General features: G+C 33.7%; 13 protein-coding genes. 4 read left to right on the top strand and 9 right to left on the bottom strand.

The genetic code is table 11. The features are described from left to right. Window positions 1–267 precede the first annotated feature (267 nt). A complete protein-coding gene (locus GQR94_RS11265; protein ID WP_158975597.1) occupies window positions 268–1848 on the bottom strand; it encodes a S41 family peptidase in 1581 nt (526 codons plus the stop codon). A gap of 131 nt (window positions 1849–1979) precedes the next feature. Here GQR94_RS11265 and GQR94_RS11260 point away from each other — a divergent pair, with 131 nt between their 5' ends. Continuing rightward, window positions 1980–2615, top strand: coding sequence for a vancomycin high temperature exclusion protein (locus tag GQR94_RS11260; protein ID WP_158975596.1), 636 nt, complete (start codon window positions 1980–1982; stop codon window positions 2613–2615). 70 nt (window positions 2616–2685) lie between these two features. On the opposite strand, the gene GQR94_RS11255 is transcribed toward GQR94_RS11260, so the two are convergent. From GQR94_RS11255 to GQR94_RS11225, 7 genes are all read right to left on the bottom strand, one after another. Then, window positions 2686–4620 carry an OmpA family protein gene (locus GQR94_RS11255; protein ID WP_233268279.1) on the bottom strand — a complete coding sequence of 645 codons (1935 nt, stop codon included), beginning with the start codon at window positions 4618–4620 and terminating at the stop codon, window positions 2686–2688. 9 nt (window positions 4621–4629) lie between these two features. Beyond that, window positions 4630–5604, bottom strand: a complete 975-nt coding sequence (locus tag GQR94_RS11250; RefSeq protein ID WP_233268278.1) for a type IX secretion system membrane protein PorP/SprF — start codon at window positions 5602–5604, stop codon at window positions 4630–4632. Window positions 5605–5623: 19 nt separating this feature from the next. Next, complete coding sequence (locus GQR94_RS11245) at window positions 5624–7936, bottom strand: gliding motility-associated C-terminal domain-containing protein (protein WP_158975594.1); 2313 nt, start codon at window positions 7934–7936, stop codon at window positions 5624–5626. Between the two features lie 249 nt (window positions 7937–8185). Then, entirely contained in the window at window positions 8186–9070 is an 885-nt protein-coding gene (gene fabD, locus GQR94_RS11240; protein WP_158975593.1) for an ACP S-malonyltransferase, read from the bottom strand. A gap of 63 nt (window positions 9071–9133) precedes the next feature. After that, window positions 9134–9646 (bottom strand): gamma carbonic anhydrase family protein, encoded by a 513-nt coding sequence (locus tag GQR94_RS11235; RefSeq protein ID WP_158975592.1) that lies wholly within the window; start codon window positions 9644–9646, stop codon window positions 9134–9136. Between the two features lie 33 nt (window positions 9647–9679). Continuing rightward, window positions 9680–10411: a LytTR family DNA-binding domain-containing protein gene (locus GQR94_RS11230; protein ID WP_158975591.1), complete on the bottom strand. Its 732-nt coding sequence runs from the start codon at window positions 10409–10411 to the stop codon at window positions 9680–9682. Between the two features lie 30 nt (window positions 10412–10441). Continuing rightward, window positions 10442–12643 (bottom strand): histidine kinase, encoded by a 2202-nt coding sequence (locus tag GQR94_RS11225; protein WP_158975590.1) that lies wholly within the window; start codon window positions 12641–12643, stop codon window positions 10442–10444. Window positions 12644–12860: 217 nt separating this feature from the next. Between GQR94_RS11225 and GQR94_RS11220 the strand changes: the two genes are divergently transcribed. Then, window positions 12861–14063, top strand: a complete 1203-nt coding sequence (locus GQR94_RS11220; RefSeq protein WP_158975589.1) for a vWA domain-containing protein — start codon at window positions 12861–12863, stop codon at window positions 14061–14063. Between the two features lie 76 nt (window positions 14064–14139). Here the strand turns inward: GQR94_RS11220 and GQR94_RS11215 are convergent, their stop codons facing one another. Next, window positions 14140–15156: a type IX secretion system membrane protein PorP/SprF gene (locus GQR94_RS11215; protein ID WP_158975588.1), complete on the bottom strand. Its 1017-nt coding sequence runs from the start codon at window positions 15154–15156 to the stop codon at window positions 14140–14142. Between the two features lie 128 nt (window positions 15157–15284). Here GQR94_RS11215 and GQR94_RS11210 point away from each other — a divergent pair, with 128 nt between their 5' ends. Both GQR94_RS11210 and GQR94_RS11205 read left to right on the top strand, forming a co-directional pair. Next, complete coding sequence (locus GQR94_RS11210; RefSeq protein WP_158975587.1) at window positions 15285–16187, top strand: NifU family protein; 903 nt, start codon at window positions 15285–15287, stop codon at window positions 16185–16187. Between the two features lie 90 nt (window positions 16188–16277). After that, window positions 16278–16478, top strand: a complete 201-nt coding sequence (locus GQR94_RS11205) for a dodecin family protein (RefSeq protein ID WP_024481830.1) — start codon at window positions 16278–16280, stop codon at window positions 16476–16478. The last annotated feature ends 98 nt before the right edge of the window (window positions 16479–16576 follow it).

Genomic DNA, 16576 nt, shown 5'->3' with positions numbered 1-16576 from the left:
ATTTTTTAAATCTACCTTGTCTATAAAATCATTTTGTTTCAAATACAATAACAATTAAAGACCCTTTCTTTTAAAATTCAAACATATTTTAGTTCCACAATTAATGCAAGTAAATTAGTTAAAAAGTTTAAAATCTTATAAACAAATCTACAAAATACCTAAGTACACTAAACTCTAATTTTTACAATTAGTAATACTATAACCCTATTTAAATATAAGAAGTTCTTATGAATCTTAGGTAATTTAATAAACTTAAAAACAAAAGTATTATTGTTTCACTTTTTCTATTATCCATTCTAATTCTGGATCCTCGTTATTTAATCTATTTTCTTCAGTTGGAACAATAACCACCTCAGGCTTAATACCATAGCCTTTTTCTGAATTCTCATAAGGTGATTGTATGTGCAATAATCCAAAACTTATCGTAACCTTAGAATTTGGTAATTGAATAAATTTGCTAATCCCTGCAACTGTTCCGTTATAGTGACCCCCCGTCTCCTCCCCAACAAACGTAGCCCTCTTTGATCCTTTCAATGCCGTTGAGAGAATAGAAGATGCCGAAAAAGAATTGCCATTAATTAACACATAAATAGGACCTTTAAAATTAAGCTCCTTTGGCTTTCTATTTTGTTTAGATGTTCTAAATTTATAATACAATACACCATCTTTTCTATGCGTTCTGCTATACTCCAAAGGAATGGTAATTGGAGCTACAAGAACCCCCAATGCATTAAGGGCAAAAGGATTTCTACGAGATAATAATGCTTTATGAAAAGGAAACCGTGTCATGCTCTCTCCTTTTTTAATAAATTGGTATTTTTCATCGGTCAAGTAAGAATACAAAAGTGCTATCTCATCTAACCTACCTCCAGTATTATCCCGGAGGTCTAAAACCAGTGTTTTTGCATTTGCTGAGTCTATTTTCTGAAAAGACTCCTTATAAAAATCTGAATATTTCCCATTAGAAAACCCCCTAATTTTCATGTAAGCAATATCTTGGTCTTGCTTTAGAAATCTAAAATTACGGGTAAATTGCTTTTTCGTGTTTTGGTACCCATACTTTTTATTGTTTTTCCTTTTAATTCTATCCAAACGTTTTTTATCCTTTTTTTCTAGCTTGGTTAACACTGGCTCTTTTACCGTAGAATCTTTTGGCATCTTCTTTACATTTGAAGAGTCTTTTGGAATAGTCCTTAGCATTTTCGTAAAAATAGAATCTTTATGTTTTAGTTTTAACTCCAAGCTATCTAGGCGCCCTTTATCGCGTAAATAAAAAGTTGAAAATCGCAAGGCGACAAACCTATCTTTAAAAGTAGTATTATACCCATCTGAAGAAAATACATGCTCATAATTAGCGAGCAACTGTTCTATAGGCTCCCCATTTACTTCTAAAACTTCCGAACCAACGATGGTGCTATCTAGTCCATAATTGTCATGAATTAAAAAAGCATCGTTAACCTGTTCAAATGCCAAATCATAAAATTCAAACTTATTCTTTCTTCGTGATTTTCGTTCTTTTCTTGTGAATTTTGAAAATGGTGGACTAATAGAAATATGTCCCTGCCTAACTTCAGAGACCACAGGAGCTAACATCCTATAGAAATCTGTACTAGACATCGGCGTGTTTATCGCTATTTTTAAACTATCAAACTTGTCATCTAATTGTTCTTTTGTAATAAATTGATATAATCTTGGATGCAACTTTATCAGTTTATAATAGGCAAAATCTACATCTTGGTGGAGTTCTTCTACCGAATGCAATTCTGCAATTTGATTGTTATAGTTTTTTACACTTACACAAGAAGTAAGAAATAAAAACAACAAGAAAATAAGAAACCGTTCTTTCATAATTATATTGATAAATGCCACTAAACTTAAAAAGGCTAGAAATAAAGTATTAAAACCTGAAAATACTATTTTACTAGAAAAGGACTTATAGAATAAGGTTTTAATTATCTTTATTCCTAAGTTTAGAAAATATGCTTAAAAAAATTCTTAAAGTAATTGCTGTCTGCATGGTGCTATTCTTAGGCACTTTGTTTACCTGTAATTACGTAATTAATGCTGCAACAATAGGACAAACCTATACTTCCGTAGAAAAAACACCTACAAATAGAGTTGGATTAATTTTAGGAACTGCAAAAAAACTTACCACCGGTCATCCAAACCCTTATTATTCGAACAGAATATTGGCTACTGTAGCCCTGTACAAGGCTAAAAAAATTGAATTCATACTTGTGAGTGGCGATAACGGAAGCATCTATTACAATGAGCCTGAAGCTATAAAAAAGGATTTAATGAAAGCAGGAATTCCCGCAGAAAAAATATTCCTAGACTATGCTGGTTTCAGAACATTAGATTCCATGGTAAGGGCTAAGTATGTTTTTGGATTAGACAAAGTAACTGTAATTTCTCAGAAATTTCATAATGACAGGGCCATTTATCTTGCGCGTAAAAAAGGACTAAAAGCAATAGGCTTTAATGCTAAAGACATCTCTGGAAGAAATGGGCTAAAAGTGCAATTAAGAGAATATTTTGCTCGGGTAAAAGTATTCTTAGATTTACTCACGAACAAGCAACCTAAATTTTATGGAGAAAAAATAGTTATAAAATAAACCATAAGAAATCCATCAGTTAAGCGCTAACAAAAAACAACACTCTTAATATATATTTTGTTTACACCTCTTAATTTAACTCCTCGTAATTAAGCACTGTAATTAAGGTTCTATCATTCTGATTGTGTAAAAATTCTAAACAATAAACACCATTCTTACATTGGTTCAATACTAAGTTTTCTCCGTACCCGATGTACTCCACGATGTTTTTACTTAAAACACCTTTACTTAATAAATATTTTCTAACCGCACTAGCTCTATCTTGAGAAAGTGATAAGTTTTTTACACCGCTACCACGACTATTGGTATGCGATTCTACTTTCAGTTCTATTTCTGGAAAATTAACAACAATTGCTGCAACCTTATCTAACTCTTTAGCAATTGCGGGAGTAATTGTACTAGACCCTTTGCTAAAATAAAATTTCTGAAGTTTAATAACGGTTTTGTCTTCTTTTTCTTCAACCACATCCTGAATGAAAGGCAAACCAATTTTTAAATGCTCAGTGATTGCCTCTGCATCCTGATCGTTCTGAAACGCGGCGTAAAAACGCCCATGACCCTTCTTAAAAGCCTTTACAGAATATCCTTTACGAAATGGTATTTCAAATTGATAATTACCCGCTACATCACTTAAAGTTTGTTTGAGTATATTTTCATTTTCATCAAATAGTGTAATACTTGCTTCTTCAATACCTCGATTATTTGCAGGGTTCACCACTAATCCTTTGACAATTATCGTTTTTAAACCTGGCTTTTCATCGACTTTAAATCCATAAATATCGTCATTACCCTTACCGCCTTCTCTATTGGAAGAGAAATAACCAAGATAGCTACCATCAGTGTCATTTTTTCTTAAGACAAATCCGAAATCATCATAAGTACTATTGATTCCTCTACCTAGATTTACAGGTGTGCTAAACTCGTCAACAGACATATTAGACGTATAAATATCCATTCCTCCTAGACCGTAAAAAATATCAGACGAAAAAAACAAACTCCCTTCAAAAATAAAAGGTGCTATTTCATTCCCTGAAGAATTAATTTTTGGACCAAGATTTATTGGTGCAGACATAATTTGTCCGTTACTCGTATGTACATAATAAATATCTGTTCCTCCGAATCCACTTTCGAAATTTGCAGCAAAATAGAGCTTACTTGTTGCTGCATCATAGTATGGATAATAGAAAGATGTACTTAAGTCTCTTAATAAATATTCAAAATTTCCTTTTTCACTCACCAAGCCAATGGCTAATGTATTCTTTCCATTTTCATCAAAAAGCAGGTTGTCTCCATCCGCGTTCGATAGCATGTAGATGATACCATTCAATGCTTCAGAAAAGTAAGGTGTTGCTTTATGATACTTAGAATTTGACACCTTCTTAAATACTTTGGGCACAGTCACATCGCCATCGGCTTGAATTTTACCAGAATAAATATCTAAATAAGATTCCCCAGATGGTGCATAAATCTTCCCTTTCTCTTTAGTACGCCCACTCGTGAATAACAATTCATCTTTGTAAAATGCTGGAGAAAAATCGGCTTGTGGACTGTTTAAATAACAATTAAAAAGTAAAAATTCTTGATTCTCAGCAGTATTATTCTCTAAAATTTCAAAATTAAATTCTGAATTATCTATCAATTCTTTGGAGAAGAATTTTGAAAATTTTGAAGTATAGCTCTGAAACTCTTCCCTATCTTTTGTTTTACTACTAGCTAAGAGTAATTTATTTATATACGGCGTCGCTAAAGTGGTATCTTTTTGATATTGCTTTTCATAAAGCGCTGCTGCTTTAGAATAATTACCAGTTTTTAAATATGAATCGGCAAGGTTTAAATACTGCTGATTGGTTAAACTTTTTTTAACTTGCTCTTTGGTATATTCTTTAATAGCATCTTTGTAAGCATACTCAAAAAAGAAATTATCTCCTTTAGATTTATTTTGCGCATAGCTAAATACACTAAACATCAGTAGAAATAATAGGATGGCTTTTAGTTTCATTTTCATGCTTTATAGTTAAAAGAATCTTGGTGTATCTATCTGTTTTGGTTTCCCTTTGGCTTTTCCGTTATTTTTATTCTTATTATCTCCTCCTCTACCTAAGAAAAACTTAAGAACAACTTCATGAGACCCATCGTTATAACTTGAAAAACCATTGACAGAATAATCATAAGAATACCCTACATACATGCTATTGGAAACTTGTACTCCTGCCAGACCACTCACGGCATTATCAAATCTGTATGCAGCTCCTAACGTAACCACATCATTAATTAAAAAGTTTGTAGAAAGATTAGCATTTAGAGGCAGTCCTTTTAAATAGTTTAAAAGTATAGCAGGCTTAAATTTAAGTCCGTCTGATAAATCAAAAACATAACCTCCTATAAAATTAAATTGAGGTTTATCTTCAATAAAAACAGAAACCTCATCATTGTACACGATATCCGTTAAAAAATTTGGAATAGAAACTCCTGTATACCAATTGTCTCCATATAAAAATACTCCAGCACCCACAGTTGGGTAGAATTTATTTAATGAGTTTTCTGAATTTAGAAGCGGTTCTCCTAAAACTTCAAAATTACCTTTTGTATAGTCAACATTTAATAATGCTCCTCCTGCATCTACTCCAAAGGAAAGCTTTGTATTATCAGAAACTTTAACTTGAAATGAATAGGCTACATCAAAATACGTTTGTGTTGACGGGCCTAACTCATCATTAATAATATTTAACCCTAGTCCGTTTTTTTTATTCGAAAAAGGTAAGTTAACACCTAAACGCATTGTTTTTGGTGCACCATCAACAGAAATCCATTGCGCTCTATAGGAACCTGTTATTTCTGTATTTTCAACAGTACCCACATATGCGGGGTTAAAGCTACCTATATTATACATGTATTGTGTATACTGCGGCTCTCGCTGCCCATAGGAAAAATTTATTATTCCCAATAAACATGCAAGTACCGTAACGATTTTTATATTCAAATTTTTCATTTTAAAAGTGCTTTGCATATTATCTTATAATTTGAATCCAACCTTTGGTTATTGGTGTGCCATCACCTAAATTCAAAACATAATAATATGTTCCTTTTGGAAGATCTCCATTCTTACCCGTCCCATCCCAGTTATTTTGATAACGTACTTCTTTATATACTTGATTCCCGTAACGGTCAAAAATTTCTATGCTATTATCAGGGTAGCTTTGGATACAACTAATGGTCAGAAAATCATTAACACCATCACTATTTGGCGAAAACTGATTAAAGAGAATTCCACATTCACTATCACAAGCACCTGCTGCAGTATTTGGGATACAAGGATTAAAATTCGCAGGGTCTAATTGATCTACCACACCATCCAAATCACTATCAAGAACATTAGAATCTAAAGCATCTATAATTCCGTCACTGTCTTCATCTAAAGGATTATCCACATCATCACCTACCTCAACAGCATCTAAAATACCATCATCATCAGAATCATCATTATCTGGGTTTGTACCTAGTGTATTTTCCTCCGCATCTGTTAATCCATCTAAGTCTGCATCTAAAACACATGCTACCACTGTTACCGTGATGGTTACTGAAGCATCTGAACAAGGTGCTACTGCAGTATCTGTTGTAAATGTAAATGTGTAGTTACCCTCTGGAGCATTAATAAAATCTACCGTATCTGTTCCAGAAATTGTTAATGCACTAGTAGGATCAGACGCTATTTCCCATGTCCCTGATACATTTTGAGTAAGTCCTGAATTTAAATCTATTACTGTTGGGAAATCTGCATCGGCAACATTACATACATTTAAAGGCGTTGTTGATGCTTGCACTACAGGCTCATTACTAATTGTTGCAATTACAGGTATACGATCAGATGGGCAATTACCTAATACCGCCTCTGCATAATAGGTTGTAGTTTGTGTTAAGTTTGGCGTAGTAAAACTACCCGTATTTTCTTCTAAAGGTGTTGTACTTGTTTCTGTTGCATACCAGTTAATAGTACTCCCATCTGTTGCAGTAGCTTCTAAGGTCATAATCCCCTCCGAGCATAATGCATTTTCTGTCGCCGTTATTTCTGGTTTTTCATTGATTATAATTGACACAGATAGAACAGGACTTGCACAATCGTCATCACTATCATCTGGAGTTCCTTCATCATTTAAAAAGAAGGCATAAAAAGTTCCTTCTTGAGAAACCACTGTAGATGTTAAGTACACATCCATTCTCGTATAATCATTGCTTCTACTCCAAACCAATCGGGTCCCTGATGGAGCTGTGCTGTCTGTATATAATGCTAAATCTTGACTTATAGTCTCCCCATCGACGACACAAAATTCTGTTGGCACGTCAGTATTTAACTGAGGAGGCGTGTTTCCTGCATCACATGGGGTACATTCTGTAACAAAAATAGTAACCTCAATACTTTCAACCGGACACGAAGGTGCTCCAGCATAGTTTGGAGTATAAGTATATACGTACGAACCAGAAGGTTGCCCGCTATAATTGACTCTATTGCCACCATTTATAGTTGTGGTCTGCCCTTCTGGGCTATCGATCAAATTCCATACACCACCCAGAGTTTCTCCTGTAAGTGCTAAATCTAAATCCAAAGTAGTACCGCTAAAACCTTGGTTACACGCTTGGTTATTACTACTTAAGCTACCTAAGGAAGGTGCTGTATCAAAACTAATACTTGGCAAACTTAAAACAGGAGAAATACACGTTCTACCATTTAAAACCTCATAATAAAATCCATAAAAATCTCCATCAGTTGATATAATTGAAGAGTCTAAAAATGAAGCCTCATCGTCTGGATCTGGATTTGCATCTGTACTCCAACGTAATGTTGTCCCAGCAGGGGTGGCACTATCAACAAAACTAGATAAATCTACCTCAACTCCAGAACAATAATTTGTTAGCGTACTACTATTAAGTCTTGGAGCGTCATCTCCTGCTCCGCAACCATCATTATCTATTAATATAATCAGAGCACTACTACTTGAGTTTCCTGCTATTGTAAAATCTCCGTTGTCCGTACTTTCCAATCTAATCTGCACACTTTCATTCCCTTCAAATGAAGCATCATCTACAGGAACTACGGTTAATTGAGCTGTTCTTGCTCCATTTACAATACTAACACTAGTTCCTAAATCTGCATAATCTGTACCTGAAGTTGCAGTACCACTGAGAATAAAATTTACCGTTACAGTACTGCCTGTATTATTTACAGCACCCAAATCTATTTCAAAAACACCCGTATCATTTGCTGGTGTCCCTTCTGTAGCGATTGCATCTGTTGCGGTAACTACTACTGTAGATTGACCCGACATAAAGATTGGTAAACATATAAATCCGATTACAAGCATTACCTGCGTCAAATAATTTGCGCACCAGAGTTTATAAGTTGGTTGGTATAGGGTATTCATGGTTATAGTATTTTATTTCTTAAAAAACAAAATTACATACAAATTTTGCGGCATTTAAAATAGACCCCAATATTACTCAAAATATCGATTATTGAACCGATAAAAGGGGTGAAATACACCTTTCATCGGTATAACCATGCACTCTAAAATCGTTTAAACAATTTCAGCAGACTTAGCTTCAGCACCTGGATGAATCTTCTTAACCAAACCTTGTAAAACTTTCCCAGGTCCTACTTCAATAAATTGAGTAGCACCATCTTCAATCATATGTTGCACGCTCTGTGTCCATTTCACAGGAGCTGTTAATTGAGAAATAAGATTTTTCTTTATTTCATCGGCATCCATAATTGCTGTTGTACTTACATTTTGATAAATAGGACAAGAAGGAGTATTAAATACTGTGTTTTCAATAGCAGCTGCTAATTCCTCTCTCGCAGGTTCCATTAATGGAGAATGAAAAGCACCACCTACAGGTAACATTAGTGCTCGACGAGCACCCGCTTCTTTCATTTTTTCGCAGGCAATAGTTACTGCTTCTACTTCTCCAGAAATAACTAATTGACCTGGACAGTTATAATTTGCAGCAACAACTATTCCGGGTACTTCTGCACATATTTTTTCTACAACGTCATCTGCTAAAGCTAAAACCGCAGCCATGGTACTCGGTTTTAATTCGCAGGCTTTTTGCATGGCTAATGCTCGTTGTGAAACTAGCTTGAGTCCGTCTTCAAAATTTAAGGTACCGTTTGCCACTAAAGCAGAAAACTCACCTAATGAATGGCCCGCTACCATATCTGGTTTAAATGTATCTCCCATTACTTTACTCAATATCACAGAGTGAAGAAAAATAGCTGGCTGAGTTACTTTAGTTTCCTTTAAAGCTTCAGGCGTACCTTCAAACATAATATCTGTAATACTAAAGCCTAATATTTCATTTGCTTGTTCAAAAAGTTGCTGAGCAATAGGATATTTTTCATAAAGGTCTAACCCCATTCCTACAAATTGTGCTCCCTGTCCTGGAAAAATATATGCATTCATCGTTTCAATTCTTTTAATTATGCGGTAAAAATAGTGATAATATTTATTTTGAATCTAAAGTCGCTATTCCTTAAACCAACCAGAGTACATCACATAACTTTCCGCAATCCTATCTATTTCCCCTGAACTTAATTCAGGACTAATATCTTTTATTTTTTTAGCAGGCATTCCAGCGAATATTGTACCACTAGGCACATGAGTTCCTTTTGTTAGTACTGCTCCTGCTGCAATTATACTATTACTTTCTACAATACAATCATCCATAACAATACTCCCCATTCCAATAAGAACATTATCATGTATGGTACATCCATGAACAATAGCATTATGACCTATAGATACATTATTACCAATTGTAGTTGGCGACTTCTTATAAGTTGCATGTATCACCGCACCATCTTGAATATTAACCTTATTCCCCATTTTAATATAATGCACATCGCCTCTAAGGACAGCGCTATACCAAACACTGCATTGATTGCCCATGGATACTTCTCCCACAATCACCGCATTTTCAGCGATAAAGCAATCCTCACCTATCACTGGTGTATTTCCGTTTATTGTTTTTATAATCATACTATTATTTTTATTCATTTAAAATACCAATGCCTATTCAAAATAAGCTAATAAATCTTTCTTTTTAGATGCAGAAACCAAAAGTTCTTTTCCGTTAGAAAGCAGCACGCTACCGCCTTTTCCTTTTACGTATTTTACAACTTCATTTACATTAACCACGTAAGATTTGTGAATTCTAGCAAAAGAAAATTCAGATAAGGCCTCTTCAAAATACTTTAGAGTTTTGCTCACCACTATCCTCTTGTCTTTTACATATATTTCGGTATAATTATCATCTGCCTTACAATACATGATATCTGCAACATTTAAAATTTGAAAACCATCTTGTTGCGGTATCGTTATTTTGCCTTCTACCGTGTTTAACTTAGGCTTTAAAATTTTATCTTCTAAGGCATTTTCTTTTAGACGAATTTCCTTAACATAATCAACTGCTTTAATCAATTCATCTATACTTATAGGTTTCATTAAATAATATGCCGCATGATTATTTAATGCCTCAATAGCATAATTATTATACGCCGTTACAAATACAGTTTCAAAAGTTCTATCTGGTATTTGCTCTAGTAAATCAAAAGCATTACCAAAAGGCATCTCTACATCTAGAAAAACAAGATCTAATTCGTTTTTATGAATTAAATCCAAGCCTTCTTTTATAGTAGATGCTTCGCCAACAAGAGTTACTTCAGGACAATATTTAGCTAAATAATTACGCAGAATCTCTCTACTATTGGCTTCATCTTCTACTAGAATTGCTTTCAATTTCATTTTAATTATTTTTTTATAGATTGATTTTCCCTATTGATCTTTCTTTAGTAAAAAAATCACTTTTGTTCCTGTCCCATCTTCGTTATAATCAGAAATAAAAACGTCGACCTTATCCTTATACATGTCATTAAGGATATCTATTCTCTTTTTAATATTGCCCATACCTTTGGACTTTTGTTTTTTCTGATTGTTTGTTTTTAGTTCCGTAGATTTTTTACGCCCAATTCCATTATCTGAAATAGTTATTTCGATGCTACTTTTGGTTTTATTTTTAACATCAATCATTAAAAAGCCTTTTTCATCCTTATACCGAAGTCCATGCCAAATGGCATTTTCAATGTAAGGTTGCAACAGCATAGGAGGAATTTGATACGAAGCTACATCTATATCCTTATCAATTTTTATTTCATAATCAAATTTATCCGCAAACCGAGAATGCTCCAATTTTGTGTAAAGCTCTAGTAATTCAATTTCTTTAGTTAACGGAATAAAATCTTCTTCTGAGTTTTCTAAAACGGCACGCATTAAAGTAGAAAAATCACTCAAATACCTATTGGCACTTCTTTCATCGCTTTTAGCGATATAATTATTTACAGAATTCAGCGCATTAAAAATAAAATGCGGATTCATTTGTGATCGCAAAGATTTTAACGCTAATAAATTGTTCGCTAATTTTTGCTGTTTGTTACTGCGATAGAAAAAATAGGTTGTTAAGCCCAATAAAAGCATTCCAAAAACTAGTGAATAGATTAACCATTTTTGGCGTTCTACTAATTGTTCACTGGTTAATACCAAATCATACTTACTCTGGTACAACTCTCTTTCTTTCTCTAATCCTGAAATTCTATTTTGTTTCGTTGCTATCTCTCTATTCAAACGTGTTGCTCTAGAAATCTCTTGTTCCTTCCGCACATACAACGTATCTACAATACTTACATATTCTTGGTAGGTTTCTAATGCTTTATTAAAATCTCCTTGATACTTATATACTTCAGAAAGCTTTCGTGTGGCATCTTTTTGTACTACTAAATCATCATCTACACTAGCTTCATCTATACTTTCTTGCAAATAGGGTATTGCTTGATCGTACTTGCGCTGCGACAATAAAGCATTTCCAATTTTATATTTGATACGTTGTGATGAAATAGAATCAGACCCTGTGTTTACACCAGAGGTCTTCGCTACTTTTTGCTGAGGTGAATTCAAGCCTTTTAAATCTTCTAAACTCTTTTTACGAAGACTAACTTCTTTATCATATTCATTTCTTTTATTGTAAAAATCGGCCACTTTTTCTTTCTCCTGAACAGCCCTTTGTGGTGCTTCATTCTCAGAAAGTTCTAGCGAATTATCATAATAAACCTCAGCTTCCTCTAGTTGATTATCATCCGCATAGGCATCGGCAATTTTAGAATTTAAATCCGTTATCTTAGGGGTTATAGATTTATTTTTAGCCAAGTTCAGACCTAATGAATAGTTCTCAATAGCTTTATCCGTAGCGCCCAATCCTTTATTAGCATCGCCTAGTCCTTCATACACTTGTGCTTTTTGAAAGCTTGAAAGTGACGTTTTTTTTCCTAGCGTTAAAAATAATGATTGTGCATTTCTATACTCCTTATTCGCTAAATAACTCTGAGCCAATAGCAGCTCTGTCTTAATCGCATCCGCTGCCAAAAGTGCTTCTTTAAAGCTATTTACCGCTAAATCATACTGTTTATGATACTGGTAGATTTCGCCTAGCGTAGTGTATGATTTTGAAAGTAAATTTTTATTTCCATCCTTCCCGATTTGAACAATTGCTTTTGTAACGAAATCAATACTTTTTTCAATATCTGTTTTTTTATAATAGTTTGCTGAATCTAATAATTGCTGAATAGACGTAGAGCTTCTGCTTTTTGATGACATCGAAGAAGTTTTACTCTCCGGAACATAATCTCTTACCCGAACATCTACATCTTCGGAGGTTTTTACGGTATGAATGACGGTTTCAAAGGAAGAACTTTCAAACATTAATTGATCTCCTATGATTGCTTTAATTTTAAATTCTCCCAAACCGTTAGTCACCGTGTAACCCCCACTACTTGTAGTAACCGAGACACCAGAAATGGGTTCTCTATTTTCTTCACCCTGTACAGAACCCTTTATTTCAAAACTAGACCTTTGACTTTGCGCTTGTGATAAAGCCACAAAACAAAATAAGAAAAACGTAAAAAATAGGTGCTTACTTTTATTCATTATCCATTAAATAGAGGATAAACTTAGTTGTTTTTCATGGTATTAAAAAATGCTATAATTGTTGATTCCTATAAACTTAGCACTGATAAGTAGGCTTTACAAATTTAGAAAACAACTTCACTCACTGAAATGAGTACTTCCCTCATTCCTTATTTTATCTAAATAAGTTTGCTTTTAGTTTTACAATCGGAATAAAACAATTTAAACTTAGAAAAAAATGAAAAACATGAAAAGAATTATCGGCATAGGTTTTTTAGCGTTTAGCGTTACAACAATGAATGCTTGTGAAATGATTAAAAAGAAAGACGTTATAGCCCCAATCATGGCGCAAGCACATACGAACGAACATAAACACATAAACAATACGGTTAAAATTGCCTTACTACTAGATACTAGCAATAGTATGGACGGACTCATTGACCAAGCTAAAGCACAATTATGGGACATCGTAAACAAATTTGCTTATGTAAAGGCTCGCTGTGGCAACGACGATAATCATGATTACATAAGACCAAACTTAGAGATTGCTTTATACCAATACGGAAATGATCATTTATCGTCTCATGAAGGTTACATACAACAAGTACTAGGCTTTAGTGGAGATTTAGATGAAATTTCTGAAAAACTATTTTCACTGCGCACTAACGGTGGCGAAGAATATTGTGGCCAAGTGATACAAACCTCCTTAAATCAATTAGATTGGGGTAAAAATGCAGATAACTTAAAAATGATATTTATCGCAGGAAACGAACCTTTTACACAAGGAAAACTAAACTATAAAGACGCTGTAACAAATGCAAAAGAAAAAGATGTGGTGATCAACACTATTTTTTGTGGCGGATACCAACAAGGTGTTTCTAGCCAATGGAAAAACGGCGCACTTTTAACTGGCGGAGATTATATGGCAATTGATCACAACAAACATATAGTGCATATAGACACACCATACGATGCAGGTATTGTAAAACTAAATGCAAAACTAAACACAACCTATATTGCTTACGGTAGTTTAGGACAAGCTAATCTGCAAAAACAATATACACAAGATTCAAATGCCATGGAAGTAGAAGAAGCCGTGGCTGTAAAAAGAGCGGTTAGTAAGAGTTCTAGATTATATAACAATGCTACTTGGGATTTGGTTGATGCCGCAGATGAGGAAACCTTTGATACCTCAACATTAGAGAAAGAACAATTACCTGTGGAATTAAAAAATAAGTCTGACAAAGAAATTAAAAATTACATCAGTAATAAAAAAGAAGAACGTACTGCCATCCAATCTGAAATTAGAGAATTAAATAAAAAACGTGAGCAGTTCATAGCAGAAAACCAAACAGATCAAAATCAAGGCGAACTTGAAAATGCGATGTTATCTGCTATAAAGAAGCAAGCAGAAATGAAGAATTACAAGTGGGATGAATAAATTAATGATATAATGAAAAGCAAAAAACCTGTAGCATGAGCTACAGGTTTTTCTATATATTTTCTTAGGTATTCTATTAGTAATTAGCTGCTGGGCATTTACAGTCGTATCTTTTTTCTGTTTGCAAGAAATCATACCCTAAGGTAATTTGATGAAAACCTCCATTATCAAAACGAATATCTCCCATCTGATAAGAATAATTATAGGACACCATAAAATTCTTGTAATTAACACCTACTATTGGCGTAATTAACTGTAAACGTTGTTCGCCAAAATCATCTGTGGTAGCATACTGTGCCCCATCAAAACTTCTTCGGTATGAAATACCACCCCATACTTTACCAAAATCTACATCTTTATATACCTTAGCATTAAAGTCCATCGATTTTTCTTGGGTAAAATCTGTCATCTGAAACATTACAGAAGGCTCTATTTGCCAGTCACTACGACCAAAAACATATCCTACAGACAATAAATACCTTCGTAAATTATCTACTTCTGGCACTTGAGGATTATCCGTTCTATCTTTATAATATAAATTACGCTTGCTGCTCATCAAATTTAAGATGGATGCGTGCGCATAAAATTCTAAATAATTGTAAGACATTCCTAAGTCTGCATTAAAATAAGTAGCACTTATTTTAGAACCTACAATTGCAGGATCTGGTGTTACTGACCTAAACTCCGACTCATCTAAGCTACTTTGCAACATAGTACCACTTAATCCGAAAGACAATTGGTTTAAACTACGAGCATCACCACCGAACCTTAAATGATGTGCATAGGTAAATTTTACACCTGTTTGCGAGTGATACCCATTGGCGTCATTAAAAATTATAGCGCCAACACCACTCTTTTCACTTACTCTAACATGTGCATTTAACGTTTGTAAATTAGGAGCATCATCTACGCTAAACCATTGTTTTCTCGCAGTAAGCCTTACTTTACCACCTTCTCCTATACCTGCCATAGAAGGATGCACTAAATAATAATTATCTGATAAGTAATCAAAATAAACAGGGATCCCTTCTTGAGCTCTAGAAGGAGCAACAAAAACTAACAGGAGGAGTACTATAAAATAAATCCTTTTCATTTTTATGTTTAAAAGTGTGGTGTGTTCTAATTTTTCTAAATATAAAGTATAACGATAGAAATACAACATTATTATATATAGCTATAGTGGCAATTACTTTGTATTTTTGCTCGTAAAATTAAATCAAGATGAAAGAGTTCACGATAACTATTGTAGAAACTAATAATCCCGCCATACTTAAGTTCGATACGAACCACTTTATTACCAAAAGTAACAACTACGAATATAAAGATATTGACGAAGCTAAAAACTCACCTTTAGCACAACAATTATTTTATTTACCCTTTGTAAAAACTGTTTATATTTCTGCAAACTTTATTGCCTTAGAGCGTTTTAGTATTGTAGAATGGGACGATGTAAAAGACGAAGTTGCTCAGCAATTAGTTGAATATTTGAATAGTGGAGAACCTATTATTCATGAAGATAAGGATCCTAAAAAAGTACCCGCTACAGTCTATGCGGAAAGTACTCCAAATCCTGCGGTAATGAAATTTGTTTCTAACAAAACAATTGTACCTACAGCATTTGAATTTAAAAACATTGATGAAGCTAAAGATTCAGAATTAGCGAAGCAATTATTTCATTTACCATTTGTAAAAGAGGTTTTCTTTGATGAAAACTATGCATCTGTTACAAAATACGAAGTAGCTGATTGGAATGAAGTCACTTTTGACATAAGAGAATTAATTAGAAACTTCATAGGAGATGGCTTAGAGGTTGTTTCTGCCGAAAGTGTGGTAAAGAAAAAAGCGGAAGCTCCAAAAACACAACTTCAAGATGAAAACTTAGACGATACTTCAAAAAAAATAATTGATATTTTAGAGGAGTATGTAAAACCTGCTGTGGCTAGTGACGGTGGTAATATTATGTTTAAATCATACGATAAAGACACTAAAACAGTAAACGTAATTTTGCAAGGCGCTTGTAGCGGATGTCCTTCATCTACATTTACTTTAAAGAATGGGATTGAAAACATGCTTAAAGATATGATGGCAGATCATGTAGAGAATGTTGTAGCTATCAATGGCTAAGAATTGCAATCACTGCATTTTTTTCCTACATATATTCGCTAATTACTTTGAAATTTCTTACTTTTAAGGAAACACAAAATTAAAATCATTATGGCAATTTTAAAAGTAATTGAAGTATTAGCAAATTCAGAAAAAAGCTGGGAAGATGCAACTAAAAAAGCAGTAGCTCAAGCATCAAAAAGTGTGAAAAATATTCGTTCTGTATACGTTAACGAGCAAAGTGCTTCTGTAGAAGACGGCGAAGTAAAAGATTTTAGAGTGAATGTAAAAATCACCTTTGAAATAAAATAGTACCTATTTTAAATAATAGTATTAAAAGCGCATTTTATGCGCTTTTTTTATGCTTTGAAATTACATGAACCGTATAAATGACGCTAATAAGACAACTT

It is taken from the genome of Cellulophaga sp. L1A9 (assembly GCF_009797025.1).
GTDB lineage: Bacteria > Bacteroidota > Bacteroidia > Flavobacteriales > Flavobacteriaceae > Cellulophaga.
This window is presented reverse-complemented; position numbering and strand designations above follow the sequence as displayed.